The following is a 21,827-nucleotide window of genomic DNA, read 5'->3' as shown; positions in this document are numbered from 1 at the left end:
GCCGGGGCCCGCCCGTCGAGTTCCCCCGCCGGGCCCGCGAAAACCGCGGCCCCGCTGCACGCCCCGGCCCCCCTCGCCTTCTCCGGGCAGCCGGTCCAGATCGCGAACGGCCCGCGCGGCCGCCCCCGGGTCGCGCTCACCTTTCACGGCCAGGGGGACCCCGCCATTGCCACGTCCGTACTCGCCGAGGCGGAACGGGCCGGCGCACACGTCACCGTCCTCGCCGTCGGCACCTGGCTCGACGCGTATCCGGCGATGGCCCGCCGGATCCTCGACGGCGGTCACGACCTCGGCAACCACACGCTCCACCACACCTCCATCTCGGCGATGAGCGAGCGTGAGGCGTACGCCGAGATCACCGGCTGCGCCGACCGGCTGCGGCGGCTCACCGGCTCCATCGGCACCTGGTTCCGCCCCTCGCGCACCCAGTACGCGACCCCTCTGGTCCAGCGGCTCGCGGGCCGTGCGGGCTATCCGCACGTGCTCTCGTACGACACCGACTCCCTGGACTACACCTCGCCCGGCACCGCGGCCGTCGTCCGCAACGTCACCGGTGCGGCACGGCCCGGCTCGGTGGTCTCGATGCACTTCGGCTACGCGGACACGGTCGCCGCGCTGCCCGCCATCCTCGACGCCTTCGACCGCCGCGGGCTGCACGCGGTGACCACTACGGAGCTGCTGACCTCATGATCACCACACGCACCACAGGGCTCTTCGCCGCCGCCGTCGCCACCGGCCTCACCGTCGCCCTCGCCGGCTGCGGATCGTCCGGCGGGACCGGCCGCCACGCACACCCGGCCGCCACCACGACCACCAGGGCGGCCGCCGCGCCGCGCGGCACCGCGGTGCAGTCGGCGCACCCCGCGCCGCTGGCCGGCATGCCTCCGGTCCTCGACCCCAAGGACCTGTACGCGGCGGACCGGCCCGGCAAACTCTCGCCCGTCGTACGGAAGTTCCCGTCCCTGGTGTACGTACCGAACACCAACTCCAACACGGTCAACGTGATCGACCCCAAGACGTACAAGGTCATCCGCACCATCCCGGTCGGTGTGCAGCCGCAGCACGTCGTGCCGTCCTGGGACCTGAAGACGCTCTGGGTCAACAACGACCGCGGCAACACGCTCACCCCGATCAATCCCGCGAACGGCAAGGTCGGGAAGACGCTCCCCGTACACGACCCGTACAACCTCTACTTCACGCCCAACGGCAAGTACGCCATCGTCATGGCCTCGCTCGACCGGCAGCTCGTCTTCCGGGACCCGCACACCATGAAGATCAAGAAGACCGTCCCGGTGACGTGCGCGGGCGTCAACCACGCGGACTTCTCGGCCGACGGACGGTTCTTCATCGTCTCCTGCGAGTTCTCCGGCGAACTGCTCAAGGTCGACACCGAGAAGATGAAGGTGGTCGGCCAGCAGAAGCTGCCCTTCAAGGGGGCGATGCCGCAGGACGTGAAGATCTCGCCGGACGGCCGGACCTTCTACATCGCGGACATGATGGCCGACGGGATCTGGGTGCTCCCCGCGGACAAGTTCACCACCCCGAAGCTGATGCACACGGGCAAGGGCTGCCACGGGCTCTACATCAGCCGTGACTCCAAGGAGATGTACATCTCCAACCGGGGCGAGGGCACCATCTCGGTCTTCGGCTTCCCGCAGAACAAGCTCATCAAGAAGTGGTCCCTGCCCGGCGGCGGCAGCCCCGACATGGGCGGGGTGTCGGCCGACGGCAAGGTGCTCTGGCTGACCGGCCGTTACAACGCGGAGGTGTACGCGATCGACACCACCAGCGGCAAGCAGCTCGCCCGCATCCCGGTCGGCAGCGGCCCGCACGGACTCGCGGTCTACCCGCAGCCCGGCCGCTACTCACTGGGCCACACCGGGATCTTCCGCTAGTGCCTGTCGGGCTAATCTGACTTCCGTCAGACATGTACCGGGAAGGGATGGACCCAGTGGCGGACATAGAAGAGGCCCGCAAGGCGTTCGAGCGGCTCGATGTGGACGGCGACGGCCGGATCACGGCGAGCGAGTACAAGAGCGTCATGGCGCAGCTCGGTGACTTCCACGTGACCGAGACCGTGGCTCAGTCCATCATCAGGTCCAAGGACGCCAACGGCGACGGCAGGCTCTCCTTCGACGAGTTCTGGGCGTCGCTGAACAAGTAGCTCGTACGTACGCGGCCCCCGGCACCACCGGTGCCGGGGGCCGCCGCGCTGCATAGCCGGGGGCGCCGCCTCCGTTCACTGCCGCAGCGCACCGCCTCCGTGCACCGCCTCAGTGCACCGCCCCCGGGCACGGTCCTGCCTGGGTAATCTGGCCCGACATGGACCGGGAACAGCAGTGGATGCGCAGCGCCTACGGACTCGCTGTCGTCGCGGCCGACGCGGCGCGGGCCCCTTCTCTCCTGCGGGAGTTGAGCCGTGACTGCGCCGAGCTGCTGCAGCTCTCGGCGGCCGCAGTGCTGCCGGCCGGGGCCGACCCGGCCGGCCGGACTCTCACCGGCGAGCAGGCCGCCGACTGTCTGCGCGACGACCGCGCGCTGCCCAACATCGACGTACGGGAACAGGCCCCGCGCCGAACGGGGCCGGCCGGACACGCGCCGGACGGCGGCCGCACCCTCGTCACGCTGCTGCCGCTGCACGACAGCGCCGGCCGCCCACGCGCCGTGCTCCAGCTGGTCAGCGGTGACCGGGAGCTGTCCGTAACGGAGACCGAGGCCGCCCAGCAACTGGGCGACCTGGCCATGGTGCTCAGGGAGCAGAGCGACGAACTCCACGGCCTGCGGGAGACCGCAGGCCAGCTGAGCCGGGCACTCGACAGCAGAGTCGTCATCGAGCAGGCCAAGGGCATGCTCGCCGAACAGCTGCGGACCGGCACCGGGGAGGCGTTCGACGTACTGCGTGGCCACGCGCGGTCCCACCGGCTGAAGGTGGCCGAAGTGGCCCGTGCGGTCGTCGACCGCGAACTGCGCCTGGGAGGCACGCCCCCGGACCGGTCGGACAACGGCTGAGGGGACGGCACCGGCTGAGGGGACGGCACCGGCTGACGGGGCGGCACCGGCTGATGGGACGGGAGAAGGGCGCGGGCCCCGGGGGTGTCCCCGCCGGAGCCCGCGCCCTCCTCCTGTCATCCGTACCGGCGGGTCAGGAGCCGACGGACACCGTGAACCGGACCGGATTGCCGTCGTTCGCCGCACCCGACACATCGGGCTGGCCGTCGGGGACCACGTCGTCGTACGGGAAGGCGTACCCGATCGGCGAGTTGGCGTGCAGCACCCGCGCCCAGTGGTTGGTGACGTCGCCCTGGTAGTAGTCGGCAGCCGTCGTGCCGTTCGGCTGGCTGGGGTGGGTGAGCATGATCGACCGGTTGAACCCGGCGGCGATCCTGGCGAGCAGCGCCTTCTTGTCGTCCGGGTCGCCCGGGTTGTTGGCGAAGGGGCCGTCGTTGCAGGTGAAGATGGCCTTCGAGTCGGGCTTGCCGAAGGTGTGGCCGCCGTCGAAGGTGAGGGTGTCGCCGCTCACCCGGCCCTTCAGGCTGCCCTTGCCGCCCTGCAGGTCGATGGTGAGGTCGGTGGAGCTGTACTTCTCCCAGACCTGGTCCACGTATCCGGTCCACAGGTCGCCGAACGGCATCGCGTCGGGGGAGGCGGACGCCATCAGGTTCTGCGGTGAGATGACCCGCAGCACCTTGCCGTCCGAGCCGCGGATGACCAGCTTGTCCCAGGGCTGGCCGTCCTTGGCCGCCTGGTCCGTGAGATCCGCGGCGATCTTGTCGACCGCGCCGTCGGGGAGCGGCGCGACGGTGTGATCGGCGTCGCCGGTGAGGGAGAGCCCGATGGGCACCGAGGTCACCAGGTCGACGTAGGAGATGTTGGCGTACAGCTGGTCCGGGTTGAAGGTGAACTCGCAGAACGACCAGGTGCGGCCGTAGTTCGGGTCCGCTTCGGTAGCGAAGGCCGGTTCGACCAGGGCGGGGCCCGGGTTCAGGAAGAAGTCGAGCTTGTCGTCCCGTACGAAGTAGACCCGGGCGCCGTACATCTGAGGAAGCGTCAGGGTGACCGCTCCCGCGCCCGCGGCTTTCAGCGGGATGGCGCAGTCGACGGGCAGCGGGGTCTGCGGGGCCGACGGCGACTCCGGGTGGTAGACGCTGCCGTCGGCGCGCAGCAGGACCCACTGGTCGGTGCCTTGTTCGTGGCCGGTGACATACGCGTTGACGTTGCCGGGCAACGACTTGTTCTCCAGGGCCAGTTCACATGTGGCGGCGGAGGCCGAGGCGCGGGGACTCAGCGCGCTTCCCCAGGCGGGGTAGGTGAGGGCGGTGGCGGTCGCCGCGGCGCCGGTCAGGAACATTCTGCGGGATATCACGCATGTCTCCTGTGGTCTGTGGGGGGCGGAGCACGGGAGGCGGTGGAGCTGTGGGGGGTGGCCTCCCGTAGGCCCATACTGTTGCGATGCTCGGGGAGTTGGTCAAGACCTATGGCTGAGAGCGCTCTCATATTCTTCTCTGCCTTCACCACTTGAAGGCGGAGAAGGCAGGCATCCGGGCGGGAAGCGGGCACGGCATCGGAGCCCGGAATGCCGACGCGACCGGCTCGGCTCCGGCGCGATCGGCTCGGCTCCGGCGTCAGCGGCGTCATCAGCACGGGCGGCCGGCGTGGACGGACGGTCGGCACGGGCGGCCGGTGCGGGCGGGTATCGCCAAGGCGCTCGCCGCTGCCCCGCGCGAGCGCCCCGCTGCCTTCCGGGTCTCGATCCGCATCGATTCCTACGGCGTGGCCCACTCCTTCAGGGCGCTCTTGCTCGCGAAGCGTGAGTTGGCCACGTTCTTGTCGAGCGGGTTGTCGGTGTACTGGTGGAAGGTCCAGGCCGCCTTGATCCTGGGCTTGCCCGCGGTCGTGTAGTCCGCGATCCACAGCCCGTCCCCGGCGTACGAGGTGGTGTCGTGGTTCAGCCAGTAGTCGCGGTTCGTGTACAGCAACACCCGGTTGTGCGGCCGCAGTTTCTTCACCGCGCGGATGAAGCTGTCCTTCTCGGCGTTGCTCGCCCGGGTCTGATCGCCGGTGGTCTCCCAGTCCACCGCGAGCAGATCGCCCCCCTTCTCGGGGGCCTTGCTGACGAAGTACTCGGCCTGCGTCTGGATGTTCCCGGGCCACAGGAAGTGATAGAAGCCGACGACGCAACCGCCGTCCCGCGCCAGCTTGGTCTGTGCGGTCAGCCGTGGGTTGACGTAGGTGTGGCCCTCCGACGCCTTGATGAACACAAAGGCCAGCCCGTCGGTGTCGAACGACGACTGGTACGTACTGACATCGATGCCGTGCAGCATGTGCACCGCCTTCCGGTGGGTCGTTGGGACTCAGGTATCCCACATTCCACTTACCCACTCCGGCGGGCTCGACCGCATTCGCTCACCTGGGCGATGTCAGAACCAGGGACACGTTGTGGCCGCCGAAGCCGAACGAGTTCGCCAGCGCCGCGTCCCAACGCCCGCTGCGGGCACCGCCGGTGACGACATCCAGCGGGATCCGGTCGTCGATCCTGGTCAGGTTCCGGGTCGGCGGTACGGTCCCGTCGCGCAGCGCCAGGAGCGCCGCCATCGCACCCAACGCGCCGGAGGCGCCCAGCAGATGACCGGTCATGGACTTGGTGGCCGTGACCACCGGGTGGGTGCCGACGGCGGCGGCCACCGCGTCCGCCTCGGCGAGATCACCCTGCGGGGTGGACGTGGCGTGCGCGTGGACGTGCCCGATGTCCCCGGGGGCGAGCTCGGCGTCCCGCAGCGCCTTACGGATCGCCCTGGTCTGGCCGTCCGGGTCGGAGGCGGTGATGTGGCCGGCGCTGGACGTGGTCCCCGCGCCGGCCACCGAGCCGTGCGCACGCGCGCCGCGTGCGCGGGCGTGCGCGGCGCTCTCCAGGACCAGTACGGCGGCTCCTTCGCCGAGCACGAAGCCGTTGCGGTCCGCGTCGAAGGGGCGTGAGGCGCCGTCCGGATCGTCGTTGGACGGCGACAGCGCCATCATCTGCGCGAAGGCGGTCAGCGGCAGCGGATGCAGGCTCGCCTCCGAGCCGCCCGCCACCACGATGTCGGCCCGCCCCGCCCGGATGAGGTCGAGGCCGTGCGCGATGGCCTCCGCCCCCGAGGCGCAGGCGCTCACCGGGGTGTGGGCCCCGCCCTTGGCCCCGAGGTCGATGGAGACCCAGGCGGCGGGGCCGTTGGCCATGAGCATGGGGACGGTGTGCGGGGAGACCTTCCTGGGGCCGGACTCCTCCAGTACGCGGTTCTGCCCGAGCAGCGAGAGCACGCCGCCGACACCCGTACCGATCACGACAGCGAGCCGCTCCGGATCGACGCCGGGCGCTCCGGCGTCCGCCCATGCCTCACGGGCGCTGACGAGTGCGGCCTGTTCGCACCGGTCGAGCCGGCGGGCCTCGGTGCGCTTCAGTGACTCCGCCGGGTCCCGGCGCATCGGGGCCGCGATCCGCACCGGCAACTCCCGGGCCCAGCCCGCACCGTCCAGGCGGCCGATTCCGTTCTCGCCGGCGGTCATCGCCGCCCAGGTGCTCGGCACATCGCCGCCGAGAGGCGTGGTGGCACCCAGCCCGGTGACCCAGACTTCCGTTCTTGTCGCCATGCCGGGGACCGTAACCAACCATCCAGTTGGTTGGCAACTCGCCTATGATCACCCCATGACGAGAAGCGCCCGCGCCGAAGGGACCCGCGCCCGCCTGCTGGCGGCCGCGCGCACGGAGTTCGCCGAACACGGGATGAGCGGCGCCCGCGTCGACCGCATCGCGGTGCGGGCGGGGGCCAACAAGGAGCGGATCTACGGGTACTTCGGCAGCAAGGAGAAGCTGTTCGCCGCGGTCGTCGCGGATTCGCTGGACGATCACGCGGTGCGGGTCGGGCTGCCGGACGGCGACCTGGGCGAGTACGCGGGACGGCTGTACGACTTCCACCGGAGCAACCCCGAGCTGACCCGGCTGATGATGTGGGAGGCCCTGCACTACGGCGAGGGGGCGCTGCCCGACGACGCCGTACGCACCGCGCACTACGCGCAGAAGGCGGCCGCGCTGGCGGAGTCCACCGGCGGGCGGCTCGCCGGGGACGCCGCCGCCCTGTTCCACGCCCTCATCGGTATCGCGGTCTGGCCGCTGGCGTTCCCGCAGATGAGCAGGCTGGTCCTGGGCGTCGGGCAGGGGCAGGGGCAGGGGCAGGGACCGCGGGACGCCGACGCGCTGCGCGCCCATGTCGTGGAGACGGCCCGCGCGCTGGCTCCGCCCGGTTCCGGCTCCCCGGAGTGAGCCGGGTGCGTCGGGGTGCGCCGGGTGCGCCGGGGTGCGCCTGGGTGCGTCAGGGCTTCCGGGCCACCGCCACATAGCAGGCGGCATCGGCGTCGCTGACCTGGCCCGACTCCCGGGGGTCGTCGGGCCGCCACCGGTAGGACACCGTGACGCCCGGGTCGACGAGTTCCCAGCCGTCGAAGAAGCGGCTGAACTCCGCCCGGGTGCGGAACTGCAGTGGCGTCCCGGCCGCCGTGTAGATGTCGATCATGCGGTTCATGGTCTCCGCGTCGAAGTCGGGGGTGGCGTGCGACAGAGCGAGCGTGCTGCCCGGCGCGAGCGCTTCCTTGTACCGCTCGATGATCGAGTGGGCGCCGTCGGCATCGGTGACGAAGTGCAGCAGCGCGTTGAGGCTGAGTGCGACGGGCCGGCTGAGATCGAGGGTGTCGCGCAGGGCGGTCGCCTTCAGCAGGGTGTCCGGATCCGTGGCGTCGGCCTCCACGTAAGCGGTCCGTCCCTGCGGGGTGCTGCGCAGCAGAGCCTGGGCGTGGGCGAGCACGATGGGGTCGTTGTCCGCGTACACCACACGCGCCGCCGGCACGGAGAGCTGGACGACTTCGTGGAGGTTGGGGGAGGTGGGGATACCCGTGCCTATGTCGAGGAACTGGCGCAGCCCGTGTTCCGCCGCCCACCGGGTGGCGCGGTGCATGAACTCCCGGTTCGTCCGCGCCGCGATGCGCACACCGGGGAACGCGGCGAGCACCTTGCCGACCGCCTCCCGGTCCGCCGTGAAGTTGGTGGTGCCCCCCAGGTAGTAGTCGTACATCCGGGCCGAGTGCGCCCGGTCCAGCTCCAGATCGACCGCACCCGTGCCGCGCGCCTGTTCACCGCGGTCCGCCATGACTGCCTCCCCTTGTCGGTCCTTGTCGGTCCCCGTCGGTCATTGTCGCCGCGCCACTCCTGACCACCATGCCCGTCACGTCACACGGAAACGCCGGCCGACAGCGGTCAACTCCGGTCCAGGACGGTCGTGTCCGGGAACCGGAAGCGGCCGACTGTATTTTCGGGTACACACATACGAGCCCAACGTAACGAGACGAACACCGATGGCAGCTTCTGTATGCGTCCCGGCGCGGATGTGCGGACCATGGTGTGTGCCGGCGCGCGGGGGCGTATCCCTTTCACCGGAGGCCGGTTCCAGCAGGGGGGCCGGTGCGGGGCACAGCGGAGCAGGTACGTGTATGCGTCGGACAACCGCGGTGGACACCACCGTCTTACGGGCGTTGACGGCCGGTCTGTCGGCGCGCCGGCTGCACATGGTCTGCGAGGCGTTCTGCGCCGAGCACCACGAGGAGTGGCAGTCGTACGCCTCCCTCCAGGTGGGCGAGAGCGCGACGGCGCACGCCCTGGTCCGTGAACTGAGGGCCCGGCTCACGCTCCACTGGGAACACGCGCTGCGCCAGGAGTCGGTCGAGGGACACGCCTGGAAGATCTTCAAGGAGATCATCTTCGAGTGGCTGGACGAGCGCGGCCTGGAACCGGCATTGAGCCGGATCGCCGCGCCCACAGGGGTGTACGAGAACATCCTGGGCACCTGCGACCCGTCGGCGCCCGGCCCGGAACCGGTGCGGGAGATGCGGGAGACGGGAATGGAGGAGGCACGGGAGCCGGGAGAGACGCGGGAGCCGCGATGCGGGCTCTACGCGGCCATCGCCGGTCTCCCGGAGCGCCAGTACGATGTGCTGCTGCTCCGGTACGTACTGGAATACGACGAGGCGCGCACCGCGTTCCTCATGGGCGTCCCCCAGGAGACGGTCCGCTCGCAGGTCCGGCACGCGAAGCGGAGACTGGCCGTGGACCTCGGCCTCGACGGGGCGCCCGGCCCGGGGGAGTAGCGCATGGATCCACAGCACGGGAAAGCCCCCGGCCGCGCAGCCGCAGGCCCGCCGCCCGCGCCCAGCACCCCGTACCCGTACGCCCCGCGGAACGGACCCCGGCCGGATACGGTCCACGCCCTCGACGGCCCCCCTACCGTGCCACGTCCCGCCGCGCCGGCCCCGGCCCCCTACCCGACGGCGTACGAACAGGCCGCCCACGAACTGGGCCTGGCCTGCGCCCTGGTCCTGAACGCCCCGCGGGCGGCGGCCGCCCTGGCCCGGCTGGTCGACGAGGAGCACCCCGACCCCGAGGGCGCCCTGGTCCTGGCCGCGCTGCTGCACATCGCCGGCAGATACGACGCGGCCTGCTCCTGGTGGCGGTTCGCCGCGGGCGCGGGCAACAGGACCGCCGCGTACACACTCTTCCTGGACCACCGCCGACGCGGCGAATACCGGGACGCCAAGTACTGGCGCACCCAGTCGGCCAAACTGACGAACCCCCGCACGTCCCCCGCCCCGGAACCACCGGAGACGGCATCCCCCCGCCCGGACCTGCTCCCGGAGGAAGCCCGCCACAGCCTGCTGGCCCAGCTCCACCACGGCCTCCCGCCCCACTTGCCCCGCGCCCTGGCAGAGGTGGCGGACCGGCTGTACACGCGGGGGGCGTGAGGGCCGCAGGGCCGGGGCCGCCGGGGACCGTGCGGCCGGCGATGAGTTCTCGCCGGCCCGGGAGTCAACCCTCGTACAGGCAGATTCCCCCCCGGAAGGCAGCAGCACCATGAGCAAGCTGATCGTCACCGCGTTCGTCACTCTGGACGGCGTCATGCAGGCCCCGGGCGGACCGGGCGAGGACGTCGACGGGGGCTTCGAGTACGGGGGCTGGCAGGTCCCCTACACCGACCAGGACTTCATGGGCATCATGCAGACCGCCTTCGAGCAGTCCGCCGACCACCTCCTGCTCGGCCGGAAGACCTATGACATCTTCGCCGCCTACTGGCCTCGCGTGACCGACGAGAACAATTCGATCGCAGTGAAGCTCAATGGCATGCCCAAGTACGTCGCCTCGCGCACCCTCAGCGGTCTGGAGTGGCACAACTCCCGTCTCCTGAAAGGTGATGCCGCTGAGTCCGTCGCCGAGCTCAAGGAACGGCTCGACGGCGTGATCATGACGCAGGGCAGCAGCGACCTCATCCGCACCCTGCAACGGCACGACCTCGTCGACGAGTACCGGCTGCTCGTCAACCCCGTGATCATCGGCACCGGCAAGCGGCTCTTCGCCGAAGGCGCCGCCCCGGTCGCCTGGAAGATCACGGAATCCCGGGTCACCGGTGCGGGCGTGCAGTACTGCGTCTACGAGCGGGCGGGGAAGCCCGAGTACGGATCCTTCCTCCTCGACGAGGAGGGAGCCGACGAGGGAGCCGACGAGGGATGAGGGCGCACGGCTGACCGACCGGCATTCCGGCCGGACGGTCAGCGGTTGCGGACGGTCACTGGCCGCGGAGCGCCGTGACCGCCGTGTCGAAGGCCGAGTCGCGGTCCATGGCGAACTCCTCATCGGTGAAGACCGGGGTGTGGATGTGCGGGGGGATGCCGCTGCCGTCGAAGGTCCGTCCCGAGCCGGTCAGGAACTCCTCGTTCGGGAGCCAGACCTCCATACCGTTGGGCAGCGCGCGTTCCAGGACGTCGGAGAAGACCCCCTGTGTGGACTCGCCGATACGGACGGTCCTGCCGGGCCGGTCGATGAGCGCCTGGGTGAACGTCTCGCCCGCGCTGACCGTCGTACCGGCGGTCAGCACCGCGACCGGGCCGGTGTAGCGGGGCGTGCCCCGAGCAGGTTCTACGGGAATGGGCTGCGGGCGGGTGTACTGGGTGTGTTTGCGGTACGCGACGTACGGGGTGTCCGTCAGACGTCCGGCGATGTGCAGGCCCAGGGAGTCGGAGCCGCCGCCGTTGAGCCGCAGATCGATGATCAGTCCCTTGAGGGACGCCGTGCGCCCGGCGGTCAGGACGGTGTCCAGCGCTCGGTCGAGCTCGGCGAGCTGCGCCGCGTACGACGGGTCCTGCTTGTCGTACGCGGCGAAGCCGGAGATGCGCAGATAGCCCTGCCCGCCGGGCAGATCCGCATAGCTGATCCGGCCGCTCCCGAATTCCTGCGGCTTCTCGCCCTTGAGGTCGCGTCGCACGATGTATTTCTTGACCCGGGTGTCCAGTTCCTGGCTGAGCATGGTCGTTCCCGGGCGGACCTGCGCGAAGTGGCGGTCGCCGTCGAGCACGGCGACATGCGCGTCGTACAGCGGCCTCACCATCTCGCTGAAGAGGGCGAAGAGTTCGTCCCTGGTCGTGTCGGCGTGCACCTGGGGGCGGTAGGTGTCCCGTACGGCATGCCAGTCGATGCCCTTGGCGGCGAAGAAGGGGTAGTTCTCCTCGAAGGACTGCCAGAAGACGTCGAACGTCGTCACCGGGTCATCGGGCGTGGGGTGCTCACACCCCGCGGGGAGCGCCGCGATCCGCCGCAGCTCCTTGTGCCCCGGCGAACCGGCCTCCCGCAGCGACCCCCGCTCGTCTGCCGGCCCCGTCTCCCGCGGTGATCGCGCGGGCCGGACGGTGAGCTCCGTCCCGTCAGCGGTGCGGTACACGCCGGGCGCCGTCCGGTTCGCTGAATCGCCCTTCAGACAGCTGACGGCCGTCGTCTGGTACTCCCGCAGCCGTCCGTCCGCGATCGACAGGACGGTGCCATAGCCTTCCACGCGCCATACGCCGTCGACAGCCGGTCGTTCCACCGCCGATGCGGGCGCCACCGCCCCGCCCGCGAGGGTCAGTGCCACGGCCGCCGTCGCTGCCGTCGTCGCCTTTGCCGTCCTGGAACTCGTGTGTCGCACGGTCTTCCTTCCCCTGGGCGCGCCCTGCGTCAGGAAATGACGATCGCCGACCTGTCCGCCCGCCGAACATCCGGCGGGCAGGTGAATCAGCACGGGGGACACCCCCACCACCCGACCGGTCCACCGGTCCACCGGGAGCCATGCGGCCGGCCCCTGTACCGATCCGGCCGTTTCTTGATCGCCTTGACACTCCGGCTCCCGGTGGGAGCCTGGAGAAGACGGCAGCGCGTGGCACCCCAGGGGCCGCCACCAGCAGCGCAGCCGCTGCCGGCCGCCGCACGCGGCTCTTCCCGCCCGCGCGGCCCTTGCAGCCTCCCCACCCTCCTAAGGAACTGTGCCCATGGCTGTACGAGGCGAGCAAGCGGTACCAGTGACATCGCCGCCTCCGAAGGCGCGGGAAGTCGTGAAATTCGCAGCCGTCGGTGTGTCCGGGGTGGCCGTCAATCTTCTGGTGTTCAACCTCCTGCGCCACACCACCTCGATTCCGGTGGTGAGCGCGAGTGTGATCGCCACCTTCGTCTCGATCGTCTTCAATTACGTGGGGTTCCGGTACTTCGCCTACCGGGACCGGGACAAGAGCGGCTGCACCCGTGAGATGGGGCTCTTCCTGCTGTTCAGCGCCATCGGCCTGGTGATCGAGAACGGTGTTCTCTATCTGGCGACCTATGGATTCGGCTGGGACAGCCCGCTGCAGAGCAACGTATTCAAATTCCTCGGCATCGGTGTCGCCACACTCTTCAGATTCTGGTCCTACCGCACCTGGGTGTTCCGTGCGCTGCCCGCACCCGCACCCGCGCCCCCTTCAGCACCCGGATCCCCGTCCGCTCCCGCGCCATCCGACGGCGGCCGTCGCGTGCCGGAGGCGCGTCGGCGGTAACGGTCCACAGCCGGCCCACGGTCGGCCTCGGGCGGGCCGGATCGTCGGCGCGTACGCGACACAGCACGCCCCGAGGTTGCGAACGCCTTCCCGCGGGGCAGGAACCGCCTCATGACACTGAGCCGTCGCTCCCTCATACGTTCCGCCGCCGCAGTCACCACCGCCGCCCTCGTGACCGGCGGCGGCACCGCGCACGCCGCGACCGCCCGGCGCGCGGCCGCGACCACCGGCAGTGCGGTTCCCACCGACTGGATGGCCGCGCTGCCGGACGCGCTGTCCCTGCTGCGGATGACGATCCCCGGCACCCACGACTCCTGCTGCACCGATCCGGCCAACGGCACCGAGTGGTCGCACACCCAGAACTGGGGGATCGCCGAACAACTCCAGCGCGGCATCCGGTTCCTGGACATCCGGGCCAACGGCCTCCAGGACCACATGGACGACACGTTCGGGATCTACCACTCCGGGTTCTACCAGGGCATCACCTTCGACGGGGTGCTCACCCAGTGCCGCGACTTCCTGCAGCAACATCCCGGTGAGACGATCGTGATGCGGCTGAAGAAGGAGGACGGGACCAACAACGACGTCGGCGCGGGCTTCAAGGACGTCCTGAACGGCTACCTGGACACCAAGGGCTGGCGCCCCTGGTTCCTCCTCACCGACCGGGCGCCGTCGCTCGGCGAGGCACGCGGGCGCATCGTCCTGATCGCCCAGTTCGACAACGACCTGCCGATCCTGCAATGGCCGGGCGGTGACAACGATTTCCTGTCCAACGAGTGGTTCTCGCTCCAGGACATCTACGAGGGACTGACCCTGCCGTCGTCGAAGACCGCGAAGGTCACCCAGCAGTTCGACAACGTTGCCGCGGACCAGAATTCGGCGCTGATGTACATCAACTTCACCAGCTACGCGGGCGGCGGCTGGCCCAAGACCAACGCGGACGCGATCATGCCCGGCGTGCAGAGCTATCTGAACGGCCGGCTGTCCGACACCACGCACCTCGGCGTCGTCCCCATGGACTTCCCGGACTTCCACTCGGACACGCTGAGCACCCTCATCGACTGGAACTGGCACTGACGCACGCCTCCGTCCGCACCGGACGGCGGGGAGCGTAAGCGCTGGTCAGGCCGATTGTCAGTGCCCGGTGCCAGGATCACCGGCATGGACGAGAAGACGTTTGACTGGCAGCAGTTCCTCACCCGGTGGAGCGAGGAGTGGGCCGACGCCCGGGCCCGCTCGGTGGATTTGACCGAGGACGACCTGGAGGACCGACAGCGCAGATGGCTCGGAGCCGCGCCTGCAACCGATGCGGACATCGGCCGTATGGAGGCGCGGCTCGGGTGCGAAATGCCGCCGTCCTACCGGGAGTTCTTACGGGTCAGTGACGGCTGGCGGCACGCGGGCGGTTTCGTCTGGATGCTGGCCGGCACCCGCGAGGCGGACTGGCACGAGGACGCGAGCGGTCTCGGTGAGACCTTCGACGAGTTCTGGGGCGAGGAGGACAGTCCGGAGGAGATACGCGCGCAGGTCGGCCTGTGGTCCCGCGCGCTGCAGTTGGACGTCCAGTCGGATGCCACCTATGTGCTGCTCGACCCGGAGGATGTGGGGCCGGACGGTGAGTGGGCGGTACGGGTGTGGGCGTCCTGGCGTGCCTCGGACCCCGAGCGGTATCCGTCGTTCGCGGATTTCATGGTCGCCATGCACCAGGAGTTCCACCAGCTGGAGGCCGGCCGGGACGGAGAGCAGGACGCCGCCACCTTCGCGAACGGGACGACGCGCGCCCAGGACGCCGCCGTGGCCCGGGCGCGGGTCGCGGCGCTGGGCGGGCGTCACGAAGAGGCGGCCGGACTGCTGAGAGAGGCCGAGCGGTACGGCCGGCCGCGCGCGAGCGAACTGCTGCAGCAGCTCGGCCGGCTGGACGGGCCGTACCGGGTGGGCGGACGGCCGCCGCACCCCAGCGACCCCTGCTTCCTCACCGAGCTGCTCCCGCTGCACGCTGCCGATCTCCTCGGCAGTCGTCGCCCCGTGGACGGCCTGCGCTTCGCCGACGCCGACAGCTTCCCCGAAACCGCACGGGCGGCGGTGGACATCCTGCGCGAGATGAGCGCGGGGACCTTCCGCTACCGGCCGGGCGGCGCGTTCGGCGAAGCGGTGGACGAGGCCCGTGAGGCGGCGCGTTGGGGCGACACCGACGCCGCCTGGCGGATCCTGCGGGCCGCGGTCCCGGTGTGGGAGCCGCTCGGCCCCGACCACATCGCCCCGGTGGGACTGCTCGCCGACCCCGTACTCGCTCCCGTACTCACCGCCGAACGCCGCCTGGAACTGCTGGCAACCCCACGCGGCGGCGAGCAGGGTCCCGCTCCCGCCCACGTCGGCGACCAGGATCCCGGCGGCCTGTCCTGGCTCGTACGGGACGGAGGACTGCGGCCGGGCCATTCATCGCCGAGCGGCTTCCGCATGGTCCTGGTCGAAGGGGCCACCCCGGACGAACTGCCCGTCCTCCTCGGCTCGTCGCCGGACACCGCGCTCGCCCCGCCACTGCGACGCTGGGACATCAGCGGCCACCACCGGCCCGGCCGGCGGACCTTCTCCAGCTACGACGACAAGGCGCTGCTCAGCGTCGGACGGGCGGGAGCGGACTGGAGCTTCGGACTGGAGGAGTCCCCGTCATCCTTCTCGGCCGACCGGTTCGTCTCTCCTGCCCAAGCGGCCTCCGCGGGCGGCGGCCGGGCGGTCGTGGTGTGGACCGAGTGGAGCCGGCCCGCCCCGCTCTTCCATGTGTCGGCCGCCCGGGGCGGAACACCGCTGTACGCGTTCACGGTGCGGGACGGGGCGGTCGAGGACGTCTCAGGCACCGTCCCGGCCGAACTCACCCCGGCCGCACTCGGTTTCGACACCCCGGACATGACGGCCCACGAGACTGCGGCGGCCCGTGCGCTGGACGCCATAGCCGATGGCTACGGCGTCGGTCTGCCGCGCCTCGCCCTCACCGAGGGCCGACTGCACTCCTTCGAGTCGGTGTCCTGGACGCGCCCGCCCGCCCCCGGGGAGAAGTACCTGACGATCACCATGGGCTGACGCCCGGCCGGGACGTACCGGGAGACTGAGCGCTCTGCTCGGCCGGTCCTGCCGTGCAGGGACCGGCGTACCCATCGCGGCGTCGTGGATACCGTCCCGGCCGGGTCGGCCGACGGCCCAGCGAGGACTGTCCGGCGTGCGAGCCGGGCAGTCCATGGCCGAGCTGAAACAGAGACCGCTGAAAGAGAGACCTCTGATTCAGTGGCTGCTTCTCAGCACTCGATGATGTTCACCGCGAGCCCGCCCCGCGCCGTCTCCTTGTACTTGACCGACATGTCCGCGCCGGTCTCCTTCATCGTCTTGATGACCTTGTCCAGGGACACCTTGTGGCTGCCGTCCCCGCGCATCGCCATCTTGGCCGCAGTGACCGCCTTGACCGCCGCCATGCCGTTCCGCTCGATGCACGGGATCTGGACGAGGCCGCCGACCGGGTCGCAGGTCAGGCCGAGGTTGTGTTCCATGCCGATCTCCGCCGCGTTCTCCACCTGCTCGGGGGAGCCGCCCAGGACCTCGGCCAGGGCGCCCGCCGCCATCGAGCAGGCCGAGCCGACCTCGCCCTGGCAGCCGACCTCGGCGCCGGAGATCGAGGCGTTCTCCTTGAAGAGCATGCCGATGGCGCCCGCGGAGAGCAGGAAGCGGACGATGCCCTCCTCGTCGGCGCCCGGGATGAAGTTGATGTAGTAGTGCAGAACGGCGGGGATGATGCCGGCCGCGCCGTTCGTCGGGGCGGTGACGACTCGGCCGCCCGCCGCGTTCTCCTCGTTCACGGCCATCGCGTAGAGCGTGATCCACTCCATGGCGCGGGCCAGCGGGTCGCCCTCGGCGCGCAGCTGGCGGGCCGAGTTGGCCGCGCGGCGGCGGACCTTGAGGCCACCGGGCAGGATGCCCTCACGGGACATACCGCGGGCGACGCAGGACTGCATGACGCCCCAGATGTCCAGGAGCCCGGCGCGGATCTCGGCCTCGGTGCGCCACGCCTTCTCGTTCTCCAGCATCAGCGCGGAGATGGACAGACCCGTCTCCCGGGTCAGCCGCAGCAGCTCGTCGCCCGTGCGGAAGGGATGCTTGAGCACGGTGTCGTCGAGGACTATGCGGTCCTCACCGACGGCGTCCTCGTCCACCACGAAGCCGCCGCCCACCGAGTAGTACGTCTTCTCCAGGAGCGGCGCGCCCTCGGTGTCGTACGCGAAGACCGTCATCCCGTTCGCGTGGTACGGCAGCGCCTTGCGCCGGTGCAGGATCAGGTCCGCGTCGTAGTCGAAGGGGATCTCGTGCGCACCGAGGAGGCTGATGCGGCCGCCGGTGCGGATCTGCTCGATGCGTGCGTCGGCGTGCTCGACGTCGACCGTACGGGGGGACTCGCCCTCCAGGCCGAGGAGCACCGCCTTCGGGGTGCCGTGTCCGTGCCCCGTGGCGCCCAGTGAGCCGAAGAGCTCGGCGCGGACCGAGCCGGTGTGGGCCAGCAGGCCCTCGTTCTTCAGGCGCGCGGCGAACATCCGGGCGGCCCGCATGGGACCCACCGTGTGGGAGCTGGACGGGCCGATGCCGACCGAGAAGAGGTCGAAGACCGATATGGCCACAGGGGAACTCCTTGGTGTTGGTAGACGCCGTTGTCTGCCGGGGTGGTGCAGAGAAAGCGCGGTACAGCGGTGAGCGAGGTGCGTACGTGGTGCGGGGCACCCCGCTCACCGTCCAGTGTGCGGGGTGCCCCGTGGTTCGTACAAAACCGGACTGAACCGGACCGACCGGGTCCTACTTGAGCCCGGGGTAGAGCGGGAACTTCTCGGCCAGCGCCGAGACCCGGGCGGCCAGTGCCTCCCGGTCGTAGGCGGGCTTCAGCGCGGACGCGATGATGTCCGCCACCTCGGAGAAGTCCTCGGCCTGGAAACCACGGGTGGCCAGGGCCGGCGTACCGATCCGCAGCCCCGAGGTGACCATCGGCGGGCGCGGGTCGTTCGGGACCGCGTTGCGGTTGACCGTGATGCCGATCTCGTGGAGGCGGTCCTCGGCCTGCTGGCCGTCCAGCTCCGAGTTGCGCAGGTCCACCAGGACCAGGTGCACATCGGTGCCGCCGGAGAGGACCGAGACACCGTGCTCGGTGACATCGGCCTGCACCAGACGCTCGGCCAGGATCCGCGAACCGTCCAGGGTGCGCTGCTGGCGCTCCTTGAACTCGTCCGTCGCCGCGACCTTGAAGGAGACCGCCTTGGCGGCGATCACGTGCTCCAGCGGACCACCCTGCTGACCGGGGAAGACCGCGGAGTTGATCTTCTTGGCGAGCTCGGCGGTGGAGAGGATCACACCACCGCGCGGGCCGCCCAGCGTCTTGTGCGTGGTCGTGGTCACGACATGCGCGTGCGGAACCGGCGACGGGTGCAGACCGGCGGCCACCAGGCCCGCGAAGTGCGCCATGTCGACCATCAGGTACGCGCCGACCTCGTCCGCGATCTTGCGGAACGCGGCGAAGTCCAGCTGACGGGGGTAGGCGGACCAGCCGGCCACGATCAGCTTCGGCTGGGACTCCTTGGCCAGCCGGGCGACCTCGGCCATGTCGACCTCGCCGGTCTGCTCGTCCACGTGGTAGGCCACCACGTTGTAGAGCTTGCCGGAGAAGTTGATCTTCATGCCGTGGGTCAGGTGACCGCCGTGGGCGAGGTTCAGGCCCATGATCGTGTCACCGGGCTTGAGCAGCGCGAACATCGCGGCCGCGTTCGCCTGGGCGCCCGAGTGCGGCTGGACGTTCGCGTGCTCGGCGCCGAAGAGCGCCTTGACGCGGTCGATCGCGATCGTCTCGACCACGTCGACGTGCTCACAGCCGCCGTAGTAGCGGCGGCCCGGGTACCCCTCGGCGTACTTGTTGGTGAGGACGGAGCCCTGGGCCTCCATGACCGCGACCGGAGCGAAGTTCTCCGAGGCGATCATCTCGAGGGTGGACTGCTGGCGGACCAGCTCGGCGTCGACAGCGGCGGCGACGTCCGGGTCGAGCTCGTGGAGGGAGGAATCAAGAATCGACATCAATAGTCCCTAGGTCCCTAGTTGCCGGCGGAGAAAGCGGCGTACTCGTCGGCGGAGAGCAGGTCGTCCGGCTCGCCGGTGACGCGCACCTTGAACAGCCAACCACCCTCGTACGGGGCGGTGTTCACCAGCGACGGGTCATCGATGACGTCCTGGTTGATCCCGGTGATCTCACCGGAGACCGGGGCGTAGAGATCGCTGACCGACTTGGTCGACTCCAGCTCACCGCAGGTCTCGCCCGCGGTGACCGTGTCACCGACCTCAGGGAGCTGGGCGAAGACGACATCACCGAGCGCGTTGGCCGCGAAATCCGTGATGCCGACCGTCGAGACGCCTTCGTCGGCGACCGACAGCCACTCGTGCTCCTTGCTGTAACGCAGCTGCTGGGGGTTGCTCATGACCTGATTCTCCTGGATGCGGGGGAGTGCTGGTGAACGGTGGTCTTACGGGCTGAGATGGTGTGGGTCACTTCTGCCGCTTGTAGAAGGGGAGCGCCACGACCTCGTACGGCTCATGGTTACCGCGGATGTCCACACCCACACCGGCCGTACCGGGCTCCGCGTGGGCCGCGTCGACGTACGCGATGGCGATCGGCTTGCCCAGGGTCGGCGAGGGGGCGCCCGATGTGACCTCGCCGATGACCTTGCCGTCCGCGACGACCTGGTAGCCCGCGCGGGGGACGCGGCGGCCTTCGGCGACGAGGCCGACCAGCTTGCGCGGCGGGGCGGCTGCGGCGCGCTCGGCGGCGGCCTCCAGGGGCGCGCGCCCGACGAAGTCGCCCTCCTTCTCGAACTTGACGACCCGGCCGAGACCGGCGTCGAAGGGCGTCAGCGCGGTGGTCAGCTCATGCCCGTACAGCGGCATGCCGGCCTCCAGGCGCAGTGTGTCGCGGCAGGAGAGCCCGCACGGCACCAGACCGGCCGGCGCGCCCGCATCGGTGAGTGCCTGCCAGAGCTTCTCCGCGTCGGCGGGGGCGACGAACAGCTCGAAGCCGTCCTCGCCCGTGTAGCCGGTCCTGGCGATGAGCGCCGGGACGCCGGCGACGGTGCCGGGCAGGCCCGCGTAGTACTTGAGGCCGTCCAGGTCGGCGTCCGTGAGCTGCTTCAGGATGCCGGAGGATTCCGGGCCCTGTACGGCCAGCAGGGCGTACGCGTCGCGGTCGTCCCGTACGACGGCGTCGAAGCCGCCCGCGCGGGCGGTCAGTGCGTCCAGGACCGTCTGGGCGTTGCCCGCGTTGGCGACGACCATGTACTCCTGCTCGCCGAGCCGGTACACGATCAGGTCGTCCAGGATCCCGCCGTCCTCCTGGCAGATCATGGTGTAGCGGGCGCGGCCGTTGCCGACGGTGCTGATGTTGCCGACCAGCGCGTAGTCGAGCAGCCGCACGGCCTCCGGGCCGCTCACGGTGATCTCGCCCATGTGGGAGAGGTCGAAGAGGCCGGCGTGCGTCCGTACGGCGTTGTGCTCGTCGCGCTCACTGCCGTAGCGCAGCGGCATGTCCCAGCCCGCGAAGTCGGTCATGGTCGCGCCCAGCGACCGGTGCAGGGCGTCGAGTGCTGTGAGACGGGGCGTGGGGCTCATATGCGGTACTCCCGGGGCATGACAGACGAGGACAATCCTCCCCATCTGTCATCGGAACCTGAGAGGTTCGCCGGCGCCTGTCGAGAGGGCGCGGCTTGCACCTTGGGTGGGACCGCACAGCGGCCCGCTTTTCAGATCTGCCTCGTCCGCGCGGTACGGGGCCTGAGAGATTACAAGGGAGGGACTTGCTCCTTCGGCGCCCCGGCCGGTGGCCGGGAACTCTCCCGCGCGGATTCGAACGGCCTGTATGGAGTTGGCGCGCACATCATCGCATGCCGGGCGACCGGCATCCCACGGGTGTCGCATTACTCTCTCTTTACGCTTCGGCGGCGGGGGTATGCAGGGATACGCAGGTATGCGGGGTGGCCCGACAGGGGGAGTGGCCATGGTGGGGCAGAAGTGGCGTGCGGATACGGAAGCGGACACGGCGGCGGACACGGCGGCGGGTGTGGGGGCAGGGGGGCCCGAGGCGGTGCCCGTCCAGGACTTACGGCCCCCGGGGCGCGCGGGTGCTTCGGGGGCTCCAGCGGTTCCGGGGGACTTACTGGTCCCGGGGCCTTCCGGGCCGGGGCGGCGGTCAGGACCGGGCGCGGCGACAGCCGGGTGCACGCCGCCCTTGGTGCGGGACCTGCGCAGACTGGCCGGCCGCAGCCCGCACCGCCTGGTGTTCGCCGCCGGTGACGTGGTGGTCCTGTCCGGCCTGCCGGGCAGCGGGAAGTCCACACTGCTGCGCAGGGCCGCCGGGGCGTACGGGGTGGACTCGCAGGACACCCGGGACCGCTGGGAGCGGCGGTTGCCACGCGGGCTGCCGTACTGGAGCTACCGCCCGCTGGTGCGGGCCGCCCACTACGGCAGGCTGTGGCGCGTCCTGCGCTCGGGTGACGGGATCGTCGTGCACGACTGCGGTACGCACTCCTGGGTGCGTGCCCTGCTGGCCCGGGCGGTACGCCGGCGCCGGAGCACCCTGCATCTGCTGCTGCTCGACGTGGCGCCCGGGGTGGCACTGGCCGGCCAGGCGGAGCGCGGCAGGAAGGTCTCCGCGTACGCGTTCGCCCGGCACCGCAGGGCGGTCGCCGGACTGGTCGGGGGTGCGGAGCGGGCGCGGCTGCCCGCGGGGTGCGGCTCGGCCGTCCTGCTCGACCGCGATGCGGCGGCCGTGCTGCGCCGGATCGGGTTCGGGGCGGCGGCGGTGTGACGGCCGCGGTCCTTATCGTGGGGGTGGCCGTTAGGGTCGGGCGGCAGGT

The 21,827-nt window shown here is 70.6% G+C and carries 21 protein-coding genes and 1 riboswitch; of the genes, 12 read left to right on the top strand and 9 right to left on the bottom strand.

Annotated elements, in window-relative coordinates; all coding sequences use genetic code 11:
* The 4 genes from G3I19_RS03270 to G3I19_RS03255 all read left to right on the top strand — a co-directional run.
* Window positions 1-690: polysaccharide deacetylase family protein (locus G3I19_RS03270; RefSeq protein WP_164259249.1), on the top strand; the 690-nt coding region annotated here is incomplete at its 5' end.
* Window positions 687-1,895: a YncE family protein gene (locus G3I19_RS03265; RefSeq protein ID WP_239073930.1), complete on the top strand. Its 1,209-nt coding sequence runs from the start codon at window positions 687-689 to the stop codon at window positions 1,893-1,895. The genes G3I19_RS03270 and G3I19_RS03265, both read left to right, overlap by 4 nt.
* Before the next feature lie 56 nt (window positions 1,896-1,951).
* Window positions 1,952-2,164, top strand: coding sequence for an EF-hand domain-containing protein (locus tag G3I19_RS03260; protein WP_164259247.1), 213 nt, complete (start codon window positions 1,952-1,954; stop codon window positions 2,162-2,164).
* 158 nt (window positions 2,165-2,322) lie between these two features.
* Complete coding sequence (locus G3I19_RS03255; RefSeq protein ID WP_164259245.1) at window positions 2,323-3,009, top strand: ANTAR domain-containing protein; 687 nt, start codon at window positions 2,323-2,325, stop codon at window positions 3,007-3,009.
* 133 nt (window positions 3,010-3,142) lie between these two features.
* Here G3I19_RS03255 and G3I19_RS03250 read toward each other — a convergent pair whose 3' ends face one another.
* From G3I19_RS03250 to G3I19_RS03240, 3 genes are all read right to left on the bottom strand, one after another.
* The gene (locus G3I19_RS03250; RefSeq protein WP_203599098.1) at window positions 3,143-4,348 is read right to left on the bottom strand and encodes a glycoside hydrolase family 64 protein; all 1,206 of its coding nucleotides are present in this window, start codon (window positions 4,346-4,348) and stop codon (window positions 3,143-3,145) included.
* Between the two features lie 415 nt (window positions 4,349-4,763).
* Complete coding sequence (locus G3I19_RS03245; RefSeq protein ID WP_164259241.1) at window positions 4,764-5,321, bottom strand: glycoside hydrolase family 25 protein; 558 nt, start codon at window positions 5,319-5,321, stop codon at window positions 4,764-4,766.
* Between the two features lie 82 nt (window positions 5,322-5,403).
* A complete protein-coding gene (locus G3I19_RS03240) occupies window positions 5,404-6,627 on the bottom strand; it encodes a beta-ketoacyl-[acyl-carrier-protein] synthase family protein (RefSeq protein ID WP_164259239.1) in 1,224 nt (407 codons plus the stop codon).
* Window positions 6,628-6,682: 55 nt separating this feature from the next.
* Between G3I19_RS03240 and G3I19_RS03235 the strand changes: the two genes are divergently transcribed.
* On the top strand, window positions 6,683-7,297 hold the full coding sequence (locus G3I19_RS03235; protein WP_164259237.1) for a TetR family transcriptional regulator: 615 nt from the start codon (window positions 6,683-6,685) through the stop codon (window positions 7,295-7,297).
* Between the two features lie 49 nt (window positions 7,298-7,346).
* On the opposite strand, the gene G3I19_RS03230 is transcribed toward G3I19_RS03235, so the two are convergent.
* A complete protein-coding gene (locus G3I19_RS03230; protein ID WP_164259235.1) occupies window positions 7,347-8,177 on the bottom strand; it encodes an SAM-dependent methyltransferase in 831 nt (276 codons plus the stop codon).
* Window positions 8,178-8,517: 340 nt separating this feature from the next.
* Here G3I19_RS03230 and G3I19_RS03225 point away from each other — a divergent pair, with 340 nt between their 5' ends.
* The 3 genes from G3I19_RS03225 to G3I19_RS03215 all read left to right on the top strand — a co-directional run bounded on the left by G3I19_RS03225 (window position 8,518) and on the right by G3I19_RS03215 (window position 10,585).
* A complete protein-coding gene (locus G3I19_RS03225) occupies window positions 8,518-9,171 on the top strand; it encodes a sigma factor-like helix-turn-helix DNA-binding protein (RefSeq protein WP_164259233.1) in 654 nt (217 codons plus the stop codon).
* Between the two features lie 138 nt (window positions 9,172-9,309).
* Window positions 9,310-9,822 carry a hypothetical protein gene (locus G3I19_RS03220; RefSeq protein WP_164259231.1) on the top strand — a complete coding sequence of 171 codons (513 nt, stop codon included), beginning with the start codon at window positions 9,310-9,312 and terminating at the stop codon, window positions 9,820-9,822.
* A 109-nt stretch (window positions 9,823-9,931) separates the two neighbouring features.
* On the top strand, window positions 9,932-10,585 hold the full coding sequence (locus G3I19_RS03215) for a dihydrofolate reductase family protein (protein ID WP_164259229.1): 654 nt from the start codon (window positions 9,932-9,934) through the stop codon (window positions 10,583-10,585).
* Window positions 10,586-10,640: 55 nt separating this feature from the next.
* Here G3I19_RS03215 and G3I19_RS03210 read toward each other — a convergent pair whose 3' ends face one another.
* A complete protein-coding gene (locus G3I19_RS03210) occupies window positions 10,641-11,978 on the bottom strand; it encodes a S41 family peptidase (protein WP_164259263.1) in 1,338 nt (445 codons plus the stop codon).
* A 394-nt stretch (window positions 11,979-12,372) separates the two neighbouring features.
* On the opposite strand from G3I19_RS03210, the gene G3I19_RS03205 reads away from it, so the two are divergent.
* The 3 genes from G3I19_RS03205 to G3I19_RS03195 all read left to right on the top strand — a co-directional run bounded on the left by G3I19_RS03205 (window position 12,373) and on the right by G3I19_RS03195 (window position 15,987).
* On the top strand, window positions 12,373-12,909 hold the full coding sequence (locus tag G3I19_RS03205; RefSeq protein WP_164259228.1) for a GtrA family protein: 537 nt from the start codon (window positions 12,373-12,375) through the stop codon (window positions 12,907-12,909).
* A gap of 111 nt (window positions 12,910-13,020) precedes the next feature.
* The gene (locus G3I19_RS03200) at window positions 13,021-13,986 is read left to right on the top strand and encodes a phosphatidylinositol-specific phospholipase C (protein WP_164259226.1); all 966 of its coding nucleotides are present in this window, start codon (window positions 13,021-13,023) and stop codon (window positions 13,984-13,986) included.
* Window positions 13,987-14,070: 84 nt separating this feature from the next.
* Window positions 14,071-15,987 carry an SMI1/KNR4 family protein gene (locus G3I19_RS03195; protein WP_164259224.1) on the top strand — a complete coding sequence of 639 codons (1,917 nt, stop codon included), beginning with the start codon at window positions 14,071-14,073 and terminating at the stop codon, window positions 15,985-15,987.
* 212 nt (window positions 15,988-16,199) lie between these two features.
* On the opposite strand, the gene G3I19_RS03190 is transcribed toward G3I19_RS03195, so the two are convergent.
* The 4 genes from G3I19_RS03190 to gcvT form a co-directional block, all read right to left on the bottom strand.
* Entirely contained in the window at window positions 16,200-17,567 is a 1,368-nt protein-coding gene (locus tag G3I19_RS03190; protein ID WP_164259222.1) for an L-serine ammonia-lyase, read from the bottom strand.
* Window positions 17,568-17,739: 172 nt separating this feature from the next.
* Window positions 17,740-19,002, bottom strand: a complete 1,263-nt coding sequence (glyA, locus tag G3I19_RS03185) for a serine hydroxymethyltransferase (protein ID WP_164259220.1) — start codon at window positions 19,000-19,002, stop codon at window positions 17,740-17,742.
* A 17-nt stretch (window positions 19,003-19,019) separates the two neighbouring features.
* Window positions 19,020-19,400, bottom strand: coding sequence for a glycine cleavage system protein GcvH (gene gcvH, locus G3I19_RS03180; protein ID WP_164259219.1), 381 nt, complete (start codon window positions 19,398-19,400; stop codon window positions 19,020-19,022).
* 67 nt (window positions 19,401-19,467) lie between these two features.
* On the bottom strand, window positions 19,468-20,583 hold the full coding sequence (gene gcvT, locus G3I19_RS03175; RefSeq protein WP_164259216.1) for a glycine cleavage system aminomethyltransferase GcvT: 1,116 nt from the start codon (window positions 20,581-20,583) through the stop codon (window positions 19,468-19,470).
* A gap of 141 nt (window positions 20,584-20,724) precedes the next feature.
* A riboswitch (glycine riboswitch) is annotated at window positions 20,725-20,820 on the bottom strand.
* A 307-nt stretch (window positions 20,821-21,127) separates the two neighbouring features.
* Between gcvT and G3I19_RS03170 the strand changes: the two genes are divergently transcribed.
* On the top strand, window positions 21,128-21,778 hold the full coding sequence (locus tag G3I19_RS03170; protein WP_239073934.1) for an ABC transporter ATP-binding protein: 651 nt from the start codon (window positions 21,128-21,130) through the stop codon (window positions 21,776-21,778).
* Window positions 21,779-21,827 lie beyond the last annotated feature (49 nt).

Origin of the sequence: Streptomyces sp. SID10853 (assembly GCF_010548145.1) — a bacterium.
Taxonomy (GTDB): Bacteria; Actinomycetota; Actinomycetes; order Streptomycetales; family Streptomycetaceae; genus Streptomyces.
This window is presented reverse-complemented; position numbering and strand designations above follow the sequence as displayed.